Below are 16398 nucleotides of genomic sequence, written 5' to 3'. Positions count from 1 at the left end.
CTGAAAACACCCAGCGACAGAGTCAGCGGAACTGCGTCACAAATTTCAAAGACGCGAGGATACAGGAAAACCCGCATAGGGAAAACCCTATATTGCACTTAAGGGACATTCGCCTCGGGAGGCCCTAACCCGACGCACCCTCCAGATGCCACCATGAGCCATTTCAGTTCCCGTCACACGGCATCCCTTAATTCCGCCGCATACTTGATCCTCCTGTGGCTGCCACTGGCTGTGTCAGCCCATTTTCAGGAGCTCATCCCATCAACAGAAATCCTCGACCAGGACACCGGTCGCGAGCTGCAACTCGACCTCAGCTTCACGCATCCAACAAGGCGGCCTGATGCTGGATGCGCGCGCGCACGACATGAGCGCTATCGCAAATTAAACACAATTGGCAGGGTAAGCGTCAGTCGGGACTTTGAGAGACTCGCGGGGATCGCCGGGAGCGGCGAGGCGCGTCTTAGCATGGCCTCCACCTCGCGGTCGAGCAGTGCATGACCAGAGCTAACGACGATCTGTTGCGAAATAACCCGCCCGCCCCTGTCGATAGTAAAACGCACCTTGACCCGGCCTTCCTGACGCAGGCGCCGAGCCTGCTCCGGGTAGCGCTTGTGCTTTTGCAGAGCGCGCGCCAACCGGCCATAGTAGGCCGACGCACTCGCGGCGCCTGCCCGCGCGTCTGATCTACCGCCCCCAGAAGCTTTGCCACGGCCGCCCTCCCCTGCACCCGCGACTGAGCTGGCAGCCGGCGAAGTGGCCTGAGCAGATGGGCGAGATATCGCTGCTGATGGCTCGACCTTGGGTTTGACGGTGGTGTCCGCAGCCTGGGATCGGCGTTCTGATTCCGCCGGTTTTCCATCCTCGGGCTGCGGTAACGGCTTAGGCTCTGGCTTGGGCTCTGGCCGCGGCCGCGGCTGCGGCTCTGGTTCAGACTCGGGAACCAACTCTGACTCCGCAGCAGGTTCTGGCGTGATTTCCGCTTTGGGCTCGGACGTTGCTTCAAGCGCCCGTTCAGGCACGCTGTCCGCAGCATCCATTGGCGCCGAAGCCGGGGCATCCGGGGTTTCTGAGACCGGTTCAGAGCGACCGTCCGCGTCCGACTGAGCGACCGCCGGTCCCCCCGCCGCCGATTGGCCAGCGCCGTCACCCAACGTCAGGGAAATGGTGACCGGCAAGGCTGGCGGCGGGCTAGCCACCTGGACGAGCGTCAGGGCGAGCGCCGCATGCATGCCGCCGGCGATCAGCAGCGCGACCAGCCAGTGACGGGCGCCAATCTCCATCAGCGCACCGGGATCGTGACCAGTTGAATCCGCTGCAGACCGACCGCGCGCAGGCGCTCGAGCAGCGCGCGCAAAGTGGCGGTGTTGAGCGCGCCATCGGCCCTGAGTATCAGCTCAGGCAGACCCTGACCGGCGCCCGCTGCCCGCAGTCGCGCGGCCAGCGCCCCAGCGGTGATCGCCTGACCGTTCAGCGCCAAACGCCCGTCGGCACTGACCAACAACATCCAGGAATCCGAGGAGGCACCCGGAGCATCCGTTGTGCCAACCCGGGCGCTCGGCGGCTCGACCGCAAAAAACTCTGACGGCACCAGACGCCCCACCACCATGAAAAAGATCAGCATCAGAAAAACAACGTTAATCAGCGGGATCAGCGCCTGCTCGCGCGCGCTTGCAGACGTGCTTGGGTGTCGCCGGACAAGCTTCACTGCAGCGTAACTTCCGCAATTCCGGCCGCGGCCAGATGGTCGAGCACAGTGACCAACTGCTGCAGGCTCACGCCAGCGGCCGGAATCAGGAGCACCCTCAGGTCCTGCTCCTGCTCCCGCCGCCGCGATAGCGCCGGGGCCAGGTCCGCTGCCGCGATGGGTTGACCGTCGAGGCGAAATCCCCCCCCTTCCGCGAGATGCACGCGCGCAACCGGGGTTTGAGCGGCTGCAGGCGCGCGCGGCGGTTCCGACGCCAGTGCCGATGGCACCAGCGGTTGTGGCGCCGCCAGCTGCAGCGAAAAGGCCTGTTCACGCTGGAGGTTGGACGCCAGCATGAAGAACAACAGCAGGATGAAAACCACGTCGATCAGCGGCGTCAGCCCGATGGCCGCGCGTCGCGCAGGGCGATCAAGCCGCGGCAACAGGCGCTCAGACGGCATCGGTCTCGCGCCCCTGTGCCCTATCGTCGGGTGTTGGCTGAGACATCGTGCCGGATGCTGGCTGGGACGCGTCGCCCGGCGTTGATTGGGACATACCGGAAGCACCTGCTCTTGCCAGGTCGCGAGTAAAAACGCGGGTCACCGCATCCTCCATGCGATAACCGCAGCGCTCCACCCGCTGCTCCAGCCAGGCGTGGGCAAACACCACCGGGATGGCCACCCCAAGTCCGGCTGCCGTGGTCAGCAGCGCTTGCCAGATGCCACCCGAGAGCAGCGCCGGATCGACCCGCGCCCCCGCCTGCTCGAGCTGCTGAAAGGCCTCGATCATTCCGAACACCGTGCCAAGCAGACCGAGCAACGGACTCAGGGTGGCGATGGTCTCAAGCGCGCGCAGATAAGCGCGCAGCCCCTCGATCTCGGCATTGGCGAATCGCGCCAGTTCCTCGCGCAGCAGGCCCAGATCAACTCCCGGTTGCAGGTAGCCGGTCAGCGCCCGATGCAACAGGCGCGCAGCCGGTTGAGGCGCATCCGCCACGGCAGCCACCGCCGCCGCTGATTGGCCCCACGCCCAAAGCCCAAGCGCACTTGCGAGCGGCTCAGCCGCATCCAAACGCAACCGGTGGAATTGCCAGATCTTGAGCAGGACCAGCGTCAGCGCAATGACGGAAAGCGCGGCCAAGATCACCAGCACCGGACCGCCATCGCTGAACCATTGCAAAACGTCCGTCACCTGGTTGGACGAATCGACCGAGGCGCCCTGCGCAGCAGACATTAGCCCTGCGACTCCCGGTTCGCCCTGAAGCTGGTTCGTGGTAGTGAATGTGTCTTGAGCCATCGTGCTTGTCGGACCGTCGGCAACTGTCGATTGAGCATTCAAATCCATCCATCGTAGCGCGGGCCCTGTGGCGGGTCGAGCCGCGATGGGTCCGGGCGCGAAACGGATGTCACGAAAGATGCAATGTTATACTATAACGTATTCGGACACCAAACGACGCTTTTCAATCTGTACTCAGCATTCGCGGGAAAAACTCATGCGCACCCGAAACCCTTGCCACTCGCGGGCGGCCATCATGGGCTCGCTGCTCGTTGCCAACATCGTCGCCAATACGGCGAGCGCAGCGCCCGACCCAGATCCTCTGGAGATGTCGATCGAACTCGACGCAATCGAAGTGACCGCCGGCGTCCCCGTGCCAGGCGATCCCATGTTGCAGGCTGCCGATATTTCGGTGCTAAGCGGCGAGGACTTGCGCGAACGCGAGCGCTTCACCCTGGGTGAAACCCTGGATGCCCTGCCCGGCGTGGCCAGCATCACCGCCGGCAATCAGGTGGGTAAGCCGGTGATTCGTGGACTAAGCGGGAATCAGATCCAAATTCTGTCCAACGGCATTGGCGTCGATTATCAGCAGTATGGCGAGCGCCATCCGCCCAATATCGATCCCTTCCTCGCGGGACGCATCGAGGTGGTGCGCGGCGCCTCCAGTCTGCTCTATGGCTCGGGTGCACTTGGTGGTGCGGTGGATGTACAGGCACCGGCGTTCGAGTTTGCCGCACCGGGCGAAACCCTGGCTGGCGCCGATACGCTCTTTGTCTACCACAGCAACAATGCTCAATGGGATACCGGGGTCAAGGCGCGCGCCGGCAGCGACACCTTGAGTCTGGATGCCGGGCTGATGCGCCGCTCATCCGGCAACATGAACACGCCAAATGCCAAAACCGCTGCAGAATCCGGCAACCCGAGCGACCCCAAGTTCACCGGCGAGCTGCCCTACACCAACTTCGACCAGCTCAACGCCCAGTTTGGCTTAGGCCTGCTGACTGATATCGGCGAGTTCGGCATCCGTTACAACCAGTGGAATGACGAGAACAACTTCCTGCTGCCCACCGGCGAAGGCATTGGGCTGTGGCTGCGCAACGACCAGCTCCAGATCACCGGCGATCTGCCATTGGCCGGCGGTAGCTGGCAACTGAAACCGACCCTGTCCTGGCAGAACAACCTACGTCGCGCCAACAGTCCGGGTGACACCCTCGCAGGCGGCTATGACGGCACCGTGAATCTGGAGTTTGATCTCTACACCGCGCGACTCGAGGCCATCCACGAGCAGCTCGGCCCCTTCGATGGTGGCACCCTAGGCGTGGAATACTCGAGCAAAACCCAGTACTCGCGCGGCACCACGGTGCTAGCGCCGGGTGGCGAGGTCAGCAATCTGGCGCTCTTTGCTTTCGAGAGCAAAGATATCGGCGCCCTCACCCTGCAAGCAGGGCTGCGCCACGACTGGCATTCGGTCGCGGGCGATGCCGGCAAGACCTCCGCGCCGGTTAACTTCTCCGGGCAGGATTCGCACGATTATTCGGTCTTTACCGGCTCCCTGGGCGCCGTGTATCGGCTGACGGATCAGCTTGCCCTGGCCGGCAACCTCGGTCGCGGATTCCGTGCGCCGACCCTGTTTGAACTTTACGCCGACGGCGTGCATGGGGGAGTCGCGGCCATTCAGGTAGGCAACCCGGATCTGGAGCCCGAGAAGTCGCTCAATGCCGACCTTGCCCTGCGCTGGCAACTCCCGCGTCTGAGCGGCAGCCTGACGGTCTATCGCAACGCCATCAGCGACTGCATCTATCTTCAAGACACCGGCCGATCTGAAGACGACCTACCGATCTTTGCCTATCAGCAAGACAATGCGCTGCTCACTGGCCTGGAGCTGGAGGCAAGCTGGCAGGTGACGGATCAACTGGAACTGGCCGGAGGGCTTGATTTGGTGCGCGGCACCAACGAGCGCACCAACAACGACCTGCCACTGCTGCCGGCAGATTCTTTGCGTCTGGAGGCGACCTACAACTTCGCTGATCTTGGCCCCTTGCGCGAGCCCTATCTGCGACTTGGCATCCGCCATAGTGCCGCCAAGGACGCAGCACCGGGAGAGCCCTTCGCGCAGTTTGATGACATGGACTTCGGCACGGCATCGACCGACGCCTATACCTTGGCTGATCTTGACCTGGGCTTTGCCTTCCGTGGCTTTGGCCGCAATGACGCCCGGATCGATCTGGCAGTGCGCAATCTGTTCGATACCGAATACCGCGACTTTCTCGATACCTACAAAGGCTATGCGCTCAGTCCCGGGCGGGATATTCGCGTGAGCTTGAGCATGCCTTTTGGCGGCTAGCAACCACACAGAAAGACAAACGAGCGCCGCCTTGGCAACTGCCGGCGGCCTGTGCATGCGAGGCGCAGACCCTTCAGGCTCTTGGCGGGAGTTTCCGCGCCCGAGTAGTCGATGCCTAAGCAGCGTGAACGGATTTCATACTTCAACATCCATCCTTTATGCTTGAAGAAAGCTCCGCCTCAATATCCTCAATACTCGGCAAACTGCTCGCCAATGCCGCTGGCAAAGCCCGCGTCAACTCGTAGTCAGCAACACCGATCGGCTTATTGATGTCACGCAGGGCATATTCCGCGAGGATGCGATCCTTCGTCTGGCACAGGATGAGTCCGATCGTTGGCGCGTCCTGTTCGTGGCGGAGCTGGTCATCGACGACAGAGCAATAGAAATTCATCTTCCCGGCATATTCGGGCTTGAAGTCGCCCTTCTTGAGATCGACCACGACGAAACAGCGCAGGTGGAGGTGGTAGAACAGCAGATCGAGATAGAAGTCGCGGTCGCTGACCTCCAGCCGATATTGGCGACCCACGAAGGCGAAGCCGCGTCCGAGTTCGATTAGAAATTTTTGGATGTGGACGAGCAGCCCGGCTTCCAGCTCGCGCTCGTGAAAGGGTTCTTCCAGCGTCAGAAAGTCGAAGAGGTAGGGGTCTTTCAGCAGCCCCTGAGCGATGCTGGCGTGAACCACCGGCAGTGTGCTGGCGAAGTTGGTGACTGCGCCGCCCTGACGCTCGTGCGCCCGCTGCTTGATCTGCACCGTGAGCGTGTCGCGGCTCCAGCCCTGGTCCAGACTCTGGCGCGCGTACCAGAGACGGGTTGGCAGATCCTTGATCTTTTCAATGAGTATGACGTGATGGAACCAGGGGATTCCAAAGGCGAGCGCATCAGGCATTTCGCCGATGTCGTTTTCAGCCTTTGCGGGTTCCAATTGTGCCGCAGGCTGCGGCACAATTGCGGGTGCATGCTTGTCGAGTCTTTGCAAAAGTGCCGCAGGCGGCGGCACTGAACCGTTAGCGGGATGCAGCAACCTTGGATATTCGCGAAAAAATCGCAGCATCCGCTTGATGTTGCGTTCTGAAAATCCCTTCTGTTCCGGCAACTCGTTCTTCAGATCAGCCGCAAGTCGCGGGATGACCCCAGCGCCCCAGCCCTCCCGCTCCTGCCGCGCGGCGATCAGACAGCCGATATCCCAATAGAGGCGGATCATTTCGGCATTGGCAGACAGAGCCGCGCGGTGCTGGGCCTGGCGAACACGGGCCTTGATGTCACCGAGCAGGTCGCGGTAAACGGCAAGCTCCTGGGACTTCATCGCGTCAGGGCCTCCATGAGCTGTGCCTTCAACTGTGCGCGCGTCTCGGCGATTTGGGCGAGGAGTTTTTCGTATTCGGGCAGGAGTTGGTCCAGGTTGCCGGGGCCGGTATCAGCCTTGTGCGGGTTCTGAGGTCGAGGTTGAAGTTGCCGGCCTTGATCTGGTCGATGGAGACGCGCCAGACCTGTTCGTTTTCCCCGCGGGTCTTGGTCGCCACCGAAGGGATCAGTGTCGCCCTGTCCGCCGGTCTCCCCTTCTCCTGTCTGCGGATCATCATCGGGCGGGATCGGCGGCTGATCCGGGCCGGGCTCATAGATCTGCACGGGATCGCCGTCGAAGTCCGGATCGGCGAAAAGCGCCGTGGCCCGGCGGAAATCCATGATGGTGAAGTAGAGCTTGCCGTAATCCTCGTTGATGCGGGTGCCGCGACCGATGATTTGCTTGAACTCAGTCATGGAAGCGATGCGCTTGTCGAGCACGATCAGACCGCAGGTTTGCGCATCCACGCCGGTGGACATGAGCTGGGAGGTCACGGCGATGACCGGGAAGGTGGATTCGGGGTCGATGAAGTTGTCGAGCTGGGCCTTGCCCTCGTCGTTGTCGCCGGTGATGCGCATGACGTACTTGCTGTTGGCGGCGGCCAGGTCCGCATTGGCGTTGACCAAGGCCTGGCGCATGCGCTCGGCGTGATCGATGTTCTGGCAGAAGACGATGGTCTTAGTGAAACGATCGGTCGCCTTGAGGAACTCGGTGATCTTGGCGGCGACCAGGGCCGTGCGTCGCCCGAGGATCAGATTCTTGTCGTAGTCGCAGTCGTTGTATTCGCGATCCTCGATGGCGTGGCCGAACTTGTCGGTCTGCCCGGACTCGGGTCGCCAGCCGTCCAGATCCCGGTCAAGCCCGATGCGCACGACCTTGTAGGGCGCGAGAAAGCCGTCGGCGATACCCTGGCGCAAGGAGTAGGTGTAGATGGGCTCGCCGAAGTAGTCGATGTTGGATACGTCCTTGGTCTCCTTTGGGGTGGCGGTCATGCCGATTTGGGTCGCGGTCGAGAAGTAGTCGAGCACCTTCCGCCAGGCAGCGTCGTCCGCAGCGCTGCCACGGTGACACTCGTCCACGAAGACCAGATCAAAGAAGTCCGGGGAGAACTGCTGGTAGATGTTTTGCTCTTCTTCGGTGCCGGTCACCGCTTGGTAGAGGCAGAGATAGATCTCGAATGCCTTGTCCACCGTGCGGTTGGTAATCTTGGTCATGGCCTGACCGAAGGGCTTGAAGTCGTTGGTCTTGGTTTGGTCGGCCAGGATGTTGCGGTCCACTAGTACCTCATTTCAGCTTAACTTGCGGATATAAGTGCTTCAACTTCACACGCGCTTTGTCGTTGGTGAATTGCCAGTCGACGCCGATTTGGGCCTCGTTGCGTTGTTCTGCCCAGGCGGCGGTTTCGCGGCGAAGCGTTTCGATATCGCCGATGCGGCGGTCTAGGCACTGCTTGGTCATGACACTGAGTTCGATTTCGGCAATGTCCAACCAGCTGCCGTGCTTTGGTGTGTAGTGGATTTCCAAGCGCTCGATCAACCGCCGCGCTTCCTCAGGTGGGAAGGCTTTGTACAGAGAGGCGGGCGTATGCGTATTGAGGTTGTCCCAGACGATAACGACTTTCTCGGCGTCGGGATAGTCCACGTCCAGCAATGTCTTGATTTCTTGGGCTAAATCGATCGCGGTTTTGGTTTCGCGCACACTGACTTTGCGCCATTGCCCCAAGGGTTCTGTGATCATGAAGTTCACCGCCGTACCGGCGCGCTCATATTCATAATCGTAGCGTTCGGGTTGGCCCGGTTGCATCGGCAGGGGCTGGCGTGTCTCGGCAATCAACTGGGTCGGTTGTTCATCAATGCAGACAACTGGCTTCTTGGGGTCGTAGGGGCGGCGGTAGACCTCCAGGACATCTTCCATTTGCGCCACAAAGGCGGCGTCTTCCCCGGGGGGAATCACCCAGCACTTGCGCCGATGCGGTTGGAGTGCGTTTTTTTTAGTGCGCGCATCACCGTGGGTGCCGAGATGCTCTCAACGACATCCAGTTCCACCAACTTCCCCGCGAGTAAATTCAACGTCCAGCGCGCGTATCCGGGAGGCGGCTCGCTACAGGCAATTTGCACCAACCGCGCCTGCTTTTCCCCATCGAGCAGGGGCTCGCAGCTCGGGTGCTCACGTTGCTTGCGTGAAAGCGCCGCTTCAAATCCTTGTTCGACGAACCGCTCGCGAATGCTGAAGACAGTGCGCGGCGCGCAACCGAACGCCTCAGCGGCTTGTGCATCGCTCCAATTCGCCCCTTCGGCATCGACCTTGAGCAATACATTCGCATGTTTGATCTTCTGCGCCGCCGCTTGCCCTTTGCTCACCAGGTCTTCCAACAAACCACGCTCTTCATCGCTGAGACGGACTACATATTTCTTTGTCATAGCGGTATCTCCTTCTGCAATGCTCTAAGAGATACCACTAGCGGCTTGTTTTCGCAACATAAGCCGAAATAAGGTACTAGGAACAGGATGCGTTTCTTGGCGCCGGATCGCCACAGCCGCCAGATGATCTGGAAGGCGCTGTAGGTCTTGCCCGTCCCCGTGGCCATGACCAGCAGGATGCGGTTCTCCCCGCGCGCAATGGCCTCGATGGTGCGATTGATGGCGATGAGCTGGTAGTAGCGTGGTGTCCTGCCGGAGCCGTCGTCGAAATAATCCTGGGTTGCGATGGCCGCCTCTGCCCCGGCCAACCCCTTGGCTTGGCAATAGCGCGCCCAGAGTTGGTCCGGGCTGGGAAAGGCGTCCAAGGGGATTTCGCGGGTGACGGCTCCAGTGGTCGCCGCGCGATCGTGCTCCAGAAAGGCGTCGCCGTTGGTGCTGTAGGCAAAGGGAATATCCAGCATTTCAGCGCAATCCAGCGCCTGCTGCATCCCGTCCCCGACGGCGTGGTTGTTGTCTTTCGCCTCGATCAGTGCCAGCGGGATGTTGGGTTTGTAGACGAGGATGTAGTCGGCCCGTCTGGCGACGCCACGCTTCACCGTCTTGCCGCGAACGATGACACGCCCCTTGGTGAAATAGACCTCCTCACGCACCTGGGTCATGAGATCCCACTTGTCTCCATTCGCGCCGACCAGCGCCGGCGTGATGAACTTGGTGCGAATGTCTGCTTCGGTCAGGGCCTTCTTGTTCATGCCCGTATGAGGTTCCCTGGTGGATTCACGCTGCGCGGGGGTCCAGAGCCGGGTTAAAGGGCCGGGGAATCTGAGCCCAACTGCTTACCGGCAGTTCAATCGATAGTGTACCCAACTTGTTGGAGAAAGAGGAGTCCGTGGCCGCGCGGCTCGCGATGACGAGTCTCCGGCGGAACTTGGGATATTGGATTTTTGACAAAAGCGACAGGAGCCTGAGCCAAGTCCTTCTTGTGTACCACTGACCGGCAGCTTCGGATCCCTTTGCGGTCACAGATCGGTCTGAACTGATTGGCGGGGCGTGGCCGGAAAGCGACCCGAGAAACGGACTACAGCGGTAAAAGGTGGGATAGGGACTAAGGGCACCTGCCTCATGGCTTAGCCCATATTTAACAACTGGTCACAGAATTATCTTGATTTTCAGCAGGATAAGTGTACACAGATGTCCGTTATGGCACTACATTTGCGATTTTGCCGCCGGTGCTGCTCATTCAGATCAAAGTCAGCTGTTGTCCACCCGGGCGATCACTCACGCCCAAGGCATCGTAAATGGCTTGCTGGCGCGGCTCCGCCCTTGTGGCTTTGCGAATATGCAGGGTGCGCCCATCGTCGCGCTTGAGCTCAACCGTGACGCGATCTTGCCCATCGAGCTCACGGCGGATGCCCTCCCAGCTCAGATGAATGCCAGCGGCTTTCAGCTGCAAGCGCAGGGTATGAACCAGATGGTAGGCTAGTACCGAGATGAACAGGTGCGCGCTAACCCGGTCGGTTTTATGGTGATAGACTGGGCGCAGGCCGAGTTCCGACTTCAGGGAGCGAAACACCGCTTCCAGATCGGTGAGCATGACAAAGGTGTGCCATAGGCGCGCTTCATCCCATTCGGTTTGATTCGTGCGTAGGCAATAGACACCGGGCAAGGTGTCATCGACCGGGGTGATCCGCGACCATCGGATGGCCTTGGCCTTTTTCCCTTTCTCATCGGGGTCGACGCTGATCTCGTAGTAGCGCGCGGCACGCGGATATTTCTGCTTCAGCCGCCCGATGCGCTCGATGACTTTCTCAAAGCGCTTGACGGTGCCTGGCTTGTGCAACCCATCGGCGAGTTGCTGCAGGGCCTGCTCGAAGCGTTGCGCGAAGCGATCGGCAATGCCGCGATCTTTGAGCTCACGTTGGCTGGAGTGACAATACAGCTCGACTTCGTTGGTTTCTTTCTTGACTACCCGCTGGGCGCGGATGGTCAGTGGGCCGTCTTCTTTGATCAAACAGGCCGCCTCGGGATCGAACTGCAGATGTCGCTTTCGGCTGACCACGACATAGCGGTAGCCCTGCGCCACCAGCCAGGCGATGTTCTCCTCGGTGGCAATGCCGGCATCGAGCACCACCGTCGGTGGGGTGCGTTGTTGCTCGGGCGTCAAGGCACGCAGCATTTTTGCCAGCGTCTCGGCTTCCACGGCGTTCCCAGCGAACACCTCGCTGCGTTTGGGAAAGCCACTGGCATCGAGCGTCAGCGCCAGGGTGACCAGCGGGCAGTCGCTGCGCTTTTCTTTCGAACGGCCAAAGGCGGCGTTGGCGTTATGCTTGGCGCTGCCCTCGAAATAGGTATTGGTCAGGTCGTAGAGCGTAATCACTTCATCAAGTTCGAACAGATCGCGCTCGCGGGCATACAGGAAGGACTCCAATGCCGGTTTGTGGGCGAGCAGCCGATCGGTGATGCGGTAGAGCGCCATCAGATCCAGGTCGGCGAAATCAACGTCGATCAACTCGCCCAGGGCGCTGCGCTGTTGCAACCACTGATGGGTCGCCAACTCGCTACCCGGCACCACCATGCGACCGATCACATTGCCGATGGCCGCCGCGCGTTGCGGGCCGCTGAAGCCCAAAGCCGTGAGTTTTTCATCCAAGCCCATCTGCCCCCAGGCGGCCAAGGCGACATGCTCGACCGCGACACTGCGCGGGCGCACCACATCGACTGTCTCGACATCGACCCGTTGGAAGTTGGGCGCGCTCCCCTCGGAGGGATCCTCCCCCGCGCGGGCGCGAATCACCTGCGCCGCCAACTGTTGCGCCAGCGGCTCCCAACGGGCATCGAGGTCAATGAACAGCTCCGACTGCCCGCCCACCAAGGCCTCAATGCGCCGTGCCAAGGCCGGCCATTGCCCGCGCGGGACCTCGAAGTGACGGCCGAGATTCAGCACCGTGCGCTGGCGCACCCGCCCGGCTTCGCGCACCGACTCCACCAGCCGATAGGTGAAGTACGGCTGACCAGTGCGTCGGCTCTTGATGGTGGTGCGGCGAATGTACATGCACGCATGCTCCGCTGCGCGGGCGCGTCAATGGGGCTCCGTAATATTATGGCACTACATTTGGGTCTCCAGTTTCAAGTCACTGATCCGGCGGGATATTATTTTCTCTCCAGAGAAAACTTCAATGACTTACGCCGATTTTCGGCGTGGAAATGTTAAATATGGGTTAGGCCGTGCCATTTCCTACCCAGAAGGTCAAGTTCTTCTCGAGGAACTCGTCGTATCGCATGTAGTGCGTGCCATCACAGGAGAAGGTCAGGCTAATCATGCCGTTGAACAGGTTGAGCGACGCGGAGCGCAGGTAGAAGGTGTCGTCCATCAATCGCAGTTCCTTCAACGCATTGAGGATGGGCGAGATGCTTGCCTGCGGAATCACAGCCTCAGCCGAATAGGCTCGACTGGGATAGACCAGGCAAATGTCCGGGTCCGAGAGCGCCTCATGATCAAGGATGCGGTAGCGAAACGGATCATCCACGGTCCACACCGTCGCCCGACTGCTCGAAAAGTGCACCACGCCCTGAAACATCCCGCGATCGACCAGCAGCTCCTCAATGACGCTGAGGACTTGATCGAGGTTCTGATCTATCGGGCTTTCGACACGCGTCTGCAAGAGCACCGTGTTGCGAATCGATGGGTCGCCTTTGATCTGGAGCCAGTGTGGAAGGTCCTCGTAGAGCTTCGCCGTCACCGGCAAATCTTTGAGATTGAAGGTCGCACCAACATAACCCAGCAGTTCCCAGTCGCGGCGGACGACGTGCAAGGCCGTCAGCGATGGGCGATGCGACACGAGCCCGACATAGGCATCCGAGAGCAGGAAGCCCCACGCCGGAACGGCCTCACGCATGTAGGGACGCGTCGAGCGATCACGCCCAAAGTCCGCCGGTTCGGCTCCAGCTGCGCTGATGGTGTCGCTAATCTGCCGGCCTGCACGATCCACGACAAACAGCGCACCGCAGGAGGGGATGTGTCGGCAGCAATCCATTAAGACGTCGTTGAGCTGCCCACGATCACTCCAGGCCGCAACACAAGCAGCTGCGGTCTGCGCGATGGGCTCGTGCAGCGTCCTCGCGATTGCCTCGCGTTGACGGTGAATCGTGCCTTTTAGCGTGCTATCCATCATCAACCCCTCATTGGCGGTCTAGAACAACGCAAGATGAGCTCAGGTTGCCCGTTGGTCCCCGAATCATTCGCAGCCCGTTGTGATCTTCCTGCCTGTCTTTTTGACGTTGGCGCGCCGGCGGCGGTCAGGGGATCTTCAGTGAGTCGGCGAGCGACATTAGGTTCTGGGGCTGGACCTGGATCATTCCCCGGCGCGGGCTGTCGATGTCCGCGATGAGAAAGAAGGCGATGGAGATGACGAGCGGCAGGATAAAGTGGGCGTGCGACGGCGAGCGGGTGCCCCCGGAACCGAGGCCGACCAAGAGTGCGGAGCACATCGCGATCGACGCCATCAGTGCCCAGGCCGCAAGCGGGATGCGGTTCACCCATGCTGCCTGAGTATAACCCTGGGTGTTGAGCAGGTCGTTCATGCCGTCGACCGCCAACGCCATGATCGGGGTAGGCTGCGCCTCGGCGGGCTTCACCACAACAGCCCAAAGTGCACTCTGCAATCGGCTCGTCTCGAAATTGATTTGCGCCAGGGACTGCTCGTCGCGCGTGCGGTAGTGCAGGATGCGTTGATCGAGGTACTTCACCATCAGCTCACGCGCACGCGCCCCATCCGCGTCCGGAAGTAGATCGGCTCGCAGGTATTCCGTACCGAAGGCATTGGCCTCATCCGACTCCAGGTTCTTGCGCTGGTCATAGCGGTCCAACGCCATGGAGAAGGTGAACCCGATGATGAGTGCCAGGAGCGTTAGCGTCGCCCCCTCAACGACGCGGTAGTCCTCGCGTATCTCGGCGATCTGCGCCCGCAGCCCTTGCAGGTGCGACGCGCCGATCCAAGTTGCCAGCGACAGCACAACGAACGAGGCGGGGAGAAAAAAGATCGGATAACGAACGATTGCAATTGGGTCTTCTAGCAGGCTGCTCATTGCCTTCATGGCCTGTGCGGTGTGGAGCCTGGGCGGCAGGGCGTTCAAGGAGTCGCCTTGCGCCTCGGGGCATGAGTCTAAGCTCCACATCTTGACGCAGGCCTATGCCACGCTGCCGGCCTCGGCAACCGACGCCGGCGCCGGTCTCTACAACCTGGCGCGCAGTGTCGGCAGCTCCATCGGCGTCTCAGTTGCCGCGACCTGGTATGCGCGCTTCGGCCAGGCGGAATGGAACCGGCTGGGCGGTTACGTCAACCCGTTTAATCCCGCGCTGGAGCATTGGCTCAAGGTGCAGGGGCTCCCCCTGAACGACCCCGCGACGGCGGCGCTCTTGACCAATGAACTCAGTCGCCAGTCCGCGATGCTCGCCTTTACCCAGGTGTTCGATCTGATTGCGCTTAGCTTCCTGCTCATGGCGCCATTGCTGTTGCTGTTGAAGCCGAGCGGCGGGCGTTCTGGCATAAAGCCTGGCTAAACAAGGGCATGACCTTGGCGCCTGCGTGGTCAATGATGTGATCGGGCTGGTGCTGTTGGCACTGGCGATCAAGCTGGTGGTCAAGGGCCATCTGGATCTGGCGGTCTTCCTGGAATGGTGGCGAATTTCTGAGCATCGAGGTCAATAGCGAAGTTCATCGCCAACGAGGTTGGTGACAAAGGCTCCGTGAGCTTTCGCGAGCGCGGTTTCGACTTCGCCTACGCAGCCAGAGCCTTCCTTGACCCGGATCGCCTGATTCAGGCCGATACCCGCCACAGCTATGGTGAAGCGCGCTACCAGCTCATGGGCCAAATCGAGCAGCGCTTGTTCGTGCTGGTCTACACTCCCAGACAGGACGTCATCCGCATCATCTCGGCACGCAAAGCTAACCGACGCGAGAACCAGCACTATGACTACTGCACGCATGACACTTGATCCCGCAGCCCCAGCGGCGATGGTGCCGGGACGCATCGACCTGCGCCGGGTCGATGCCACCACTGAGGACGACATTGCCCAGCACATTGAGGCCGATGAGGCAGACGCCATGCTGGATGCGGCCAAGTTCGCGCGCCGGGTGCGCAAGCGTCTGGGGTTGAGCCAGGCGGCCTTTGCCGAACGCATTGACGTTCCGCTGGAGACCATCCGCAACTGGGAGCAGGGCAAGCGTTGCCCCACGGGCGCGGCCAAATCCCTGCTCACCGTCCTGGACAAAGCTCCCGAGGCAGCGCTCGCGGCATTGCACTGACACTGCCAGGTGGCGGTGCGCGACATCAATAGGCGCGGCCGTCGGCTCATACATCAATGCCGCTATCTGCACGGTAGTGCACAAAGACAGCTAGGCGGTTCAGTTTTGCCCTGAAAATGGCATCCGGGTAAACCTGATCTCTCGAGCGAGGCGGAGCGCTTGCTGCTGGAGGGTAACCTGGAGCCGCTGGTGGTGCTGTCGGACATGAACCAGCCGGACGGCAACGCGCTGGACTTGCTTGAGAAGGTCCGTGGCCGTGGAATCGCGGGCGAGTGGATCTTTCTGACGGCCTACGGTGGCATCCCCGAGCGCTGGCTGCACCTGGGCGCCTCGGCAACGGCGCCAACCACCGACCAACAACAGGCCAAGAGATTTCACCCCTGGCTCTATTGGACGACCATCATGTTTTCCCAGACCTTGGGCACGGCCCTGGGTGATTGGACCGCAGACACCGCCGGCCTCGGCTATGAAGGCGGCGCACTCATCTTCGGCGCCATGCTGGCGTTCTTAGCACTGGCGTATTACAAGACCAAAATCTCACGGACCTTGCTGTTCTGGTTGGCCTTCATCCTGACTCGGCCGCTGGGAGCCGTGCTCGGCGACCTGCTCGACAAGCCAGTGGCCGCCGGCGGACTCGACTTGAGCCGCTACTCTGCATCCTTGGCGCTGGTCGTCTTCATCGTAGCCTGTCTGCTGCTGTTTAAGCATCGCGCGGCTACGAAGGCGCACTGAGAAAGCGCTCCGGATCACTTGTCGCCCCGGGCAATCGCGGAAAGTCAGCCCAGGTAAAGGCACCTGATCGAGCAGGCTCAATCGGCCGCCCAGACCGGGACTGGCGGCGGCTCTTCCCTGGCGATGGGCCGACTGCTGGCAGTCTTCTCGTTACAGGTGAGGAGCTGCTGCCGCCCGACGCGCACCTGCGCCTGACGACCAACGGCCAAGTTGCCTCCGATATCCCCAGGCCAGCCGCCTAGGTCATCTCACCGCCAGTTGCCCCGGCGCCCAGCGTTCGCTCCCTCAACCGGTATCCA

General features: G+C 61.2%; 15 protein-coding genes and 2 pseudogenes. 6 read left to right on the top strand and 11 right to left on the bottom strand.

The annotated features are described in order from the left end of the window. Positions 1–371: 371 nt before the first annotated feature. Genes Thiosp_RS12080 through Thiosp_RS12065 form a run of 4 tightly spaced genes read right to left on the bottom strand, consistent with a single transcriptional unit; the run spans position 372 to position 2917 of the window. Entirely contained in the window at positions 372–1280 is a 909-nt protein-coding gene (locus tag Thiosp_RS12080; RefSeq protein WP_201064406.1) for an energy transducer TonB, read from the bottom strand. Further along, entirely contained in the window at positions 1280–1705 is a 426-nt protein-coding gene (locus Thiosp_RS12075) for an ExbD/TolR family protein (RefSeq protein WP_201064403.1), read from the bottom strand. Before Thiosp_RS12075 ends, Thiosp_RS12080 begins: the two co-directional genes overlap by 1 nt. Next, a complete protein-coding gene (locus Thiosp_RS12070) occupies positions 1702–2145 on the bottom strand; it encodes an ExbD/TolR family protein (protein ID WP_201064400.1) in 444 nt (147 codons plus the stop codon). The genes Thiosp_RS12075 and Thiosp_RS12070 overlap by 4 nt, the downstream gene beginning before the upstream one ends. Further along, positions 2135–2917: a MotA/TolQ/ExbB proton channel family protein gene (locus Thiosp_RS12065; protein WP_201064397.1), complete on the bottom strand. Its 783-nt coding sequence runs from the start codon at positions 2915–2917 to the stop codon at positions 2135–2137. Before Thiosp_RS12065 ends, Thiosp_RS12070 begins: the two co-directional genes overlap by 11 nt. A 259-nt stretch (positions 2918–3176) precedes the next feature. On the opposite strand from Thiosp_RS12065, the gene Thiosp_RS12060 reads away from it, so the two are divergent. After that, positions 3177–5303 (top strand): TonB-dependent receptor, encoded by a 2127-nt coding sequence (locus Thiosp_RS12060; RefSeq protein ID WP_242518344.1) that lies wholly within the window; start codon positions 3177–3179, stop codon positions 5301–5303. A 142-nt stretch (positions 5304–5445) separates the two neighbouring features. Here the strand turns inward: Thiosp_RS12060 and Thiosp_RS12055 are convergent, their stop codons facing one another. The 7 genes and pseudogenes from Thiosp_RS12055 to Thiosp_RS12025 form a co-directional block, all read right to left on the bottom strand. Beyond that, positions 5446–6606 (bottom strand): PDDEXK nuclease domain-containing protein, encoded by a 1161-nt coding sequence (locus tag Thiosp_RS12055; RefSeq protein WP_201064394.1) that lies wholly within the window; start codon positions 6604–6606, stop codon positions 5446–5448. Between the two features lie 158 nt (positions 6607–6764). Continuing rightward, positions 6765–7925: pseudogene (gene hsdR, locus Thiosp_RS12050) on the bottom strand (EcoAI/FtnUII family type I restriction enzme subunit R); the annotation flags it as partial. A 4-nt stretch (positions 7926–7929) separates the two neighbouring features. Then, a protein-coding gene (locus Thiosp_RS12045; RefSeq protein WP_323696471.1) for an IS630 family transposase occupies positions 7930–9065 on the bottom strand; the annotation gives its coding sequence in 2 pieces (ribosomal slippage) (positions 7930–8639 and positions 8639–9065; 1137 coding nt in all). 74 nt (positions 9066–9139) lie between these two features. Beyond that, a pseudogene (locus Thiosp_RS12040) lies at positions 9140–9814 on the bottom strand (DEAD/DEAH box helicase family protein); the annotation flags it as partial. 488 nt (positions 9815–10302) lie between these two features. After that, a complete protein-coding gene (locus Thiosp_RS12035) occupies positions 10303–12114 on the bottom strand; it encodes an IS1634 family transposase (RefSeq protein ID WP_323696449.1) in 1812 nt (603 codons plus the stop codon). 166 nt (positions 12115–12280) lie between these two features. After that, positions 12281–13234, bottom strand: a complete 954-nt coding sequence (locus Thiosp_RS12030) for a PDC sensor domain-containing protein (protein WP_323697099.1) — start codon at positions 13232–13234, stop codon at positions 12281–12283. 124 nt (positions 13235–13358) lie between these two features. Then, positions 13359–14195 carry a bestrophin-like domain gene (locus tag Thiosp_RS12025; RefSeq protein WP_323697098.1) on the bottom strand — a complete coding sequence of 279 codons (837 nt, stop codon included), beginning with the start codon at positions 14193–14195 and terminating at the stop codon, positions 13359–13361. Between the two features lie 43 nt (positions 14196–14238). On the opposite strand from Thiosp_RS12025, the gene Thiosp_RS12020 reads away from it, so the two are divergent. The 5 genes from Thiosp_RS12020 (at position 14239) to Thiosp_RS12000 (ending at position 16099) form a co-directional block, all read left to right on the top strand. Continuing rightward, the gene (locus Thiosp_RS12020; protein WP_323697097.1) at positions 14239–14622 is read left to right on the top strand and encodes an efflux MFS transporter permease; all 384 of its coding nucleotides are present in this window, start codon (positions 14239–14241) and stop codon (positions 14620–14622) included. A 25-nt stretch (positions 14623–14647) separates the two neighbouring features. After that, complete coding sequence (locus tag Thiosp_RS12015) at positions 14648–14770, top strand: hypothetical protein (RefSeq protein ID WP_323697096.1); 123 nt, start codon at positions 14648–14650, stop codon at positions 14768–14770. A gap of 38 nt (positions 14771–14808) precedes the next feature. Further along, the gene (locus Thiosp_RS12010; protein WP_323697095.1) at positions 14809–15057 is read left to right on the top strand and encodes a BrnT family toxin; all 249 of its coding nucleotides are present in this window, start codon (positions 14809–14811) and stop codon (positions 15055–15057) included. Further along, positions 15032–15367 carry a helix-turn-helix domain-containing protein gene (locus tag Thiosp_RS12005; protein ID WP_323697094.1) on the top strand — a complete coding sequence of 112 codons (336 nt, stop codon included), beginning with the start codon at positions 15032–15034 and terminating at the stop codon, positions 15365–15367. Before Thiosp_RS12010 ends, Thiosp_RS12005 begins: the two co-directional genes overlap by 26 nt. A 159-nt stretch (positions 15368–15526) precedes the next feature. Continuing rightward, positions 15527–16099 (top strand): COG4705 family protein, encoded by a 573-nt coding sequence (locus Thiosp_RS12000; protein ID WP_323697093.1) that lies wholly within the window; start codon positions 15527–15529, stop codon positions 16097–16099. Positions 16100–16398 lie beyond the last annotated feature (299 nt).

The sequence above is a fragment of the Thiorhodovibrio litoralis genome (genome assembly GCF_033954455.1).
Taxonomy (GTDB): Bacteria; Pseudomonadota; Gammaproteobacteria; order Chromatiales; family Chromatiaceae; genus Thiorhodovibrio; species Thiorhodovibrio litoralis.
The sequence above is the reverse complement of the archived record's forward strand: the minus strand, read 5'-3'. Positions and strand labels throughout refer to the sequence as shown.

Bases quoted from the DNA above. Each gene is read 5' to 3' on its own strand.
- Thiosp_RS12080 (WP_201064406.1), bottom strand. From the start codon at position 1,280: ATGGAGATTGGCGCCCGTCACTGGCTGGTCGCGCTGCTGATCGCCGGC.
- Thiosp_RS12070 (WP_201064400.1), bottom strand. From the start codon at position 2,145: ATGCCGTCTGAGCGCCTGTTGCCGCGGCTTGATCGCCCTGCGCGACGC.
- Thiosp_RS12065 (WP_201064397.1), bottom strand. From the start codon at position 2,917: ATGTCTGCTGCGCAGGGCGCCTCGGTCGATTCGTCCAACCAGGTGACG.
- Thiosp_RS12060 (WP_242518344.1), top strand. From the start codon at position 3,177: ATGCGCACCCGAAACCCTTGCCACTCGCGGGCGGCCATCATGGGCTCG.
- Thiosp_RS12055 (WP_201064394.1), bottom strand. From the start codon at position 6,606: ATGAAGTCCCAGGAGCTTGCCGTTTACCGCGACCTGCTCGGTGACATC.
- Thiosp_RS12035 (WP_323696449.1), bottom strand. From the start codon at position 12,114: ATGTACATTCGCCGCACCACCATCAAGAGCCGACGCACTGGTCAGCCG.
- Thiosp_RS12030 (WP_323697099.1), bottom strand. From the start codon at position 13,234: ATGATGGATAGCACGCTAAAAGGCACGATTCACCGTCAACGCGAGGCA.
- Thiosp_RS12005 (WP_323697094.1), top strand. From the start codon at position 15,032: ATGACTACTGCACGCATGACACTTGATCCCGCAGCCCCAGCGGCGATG.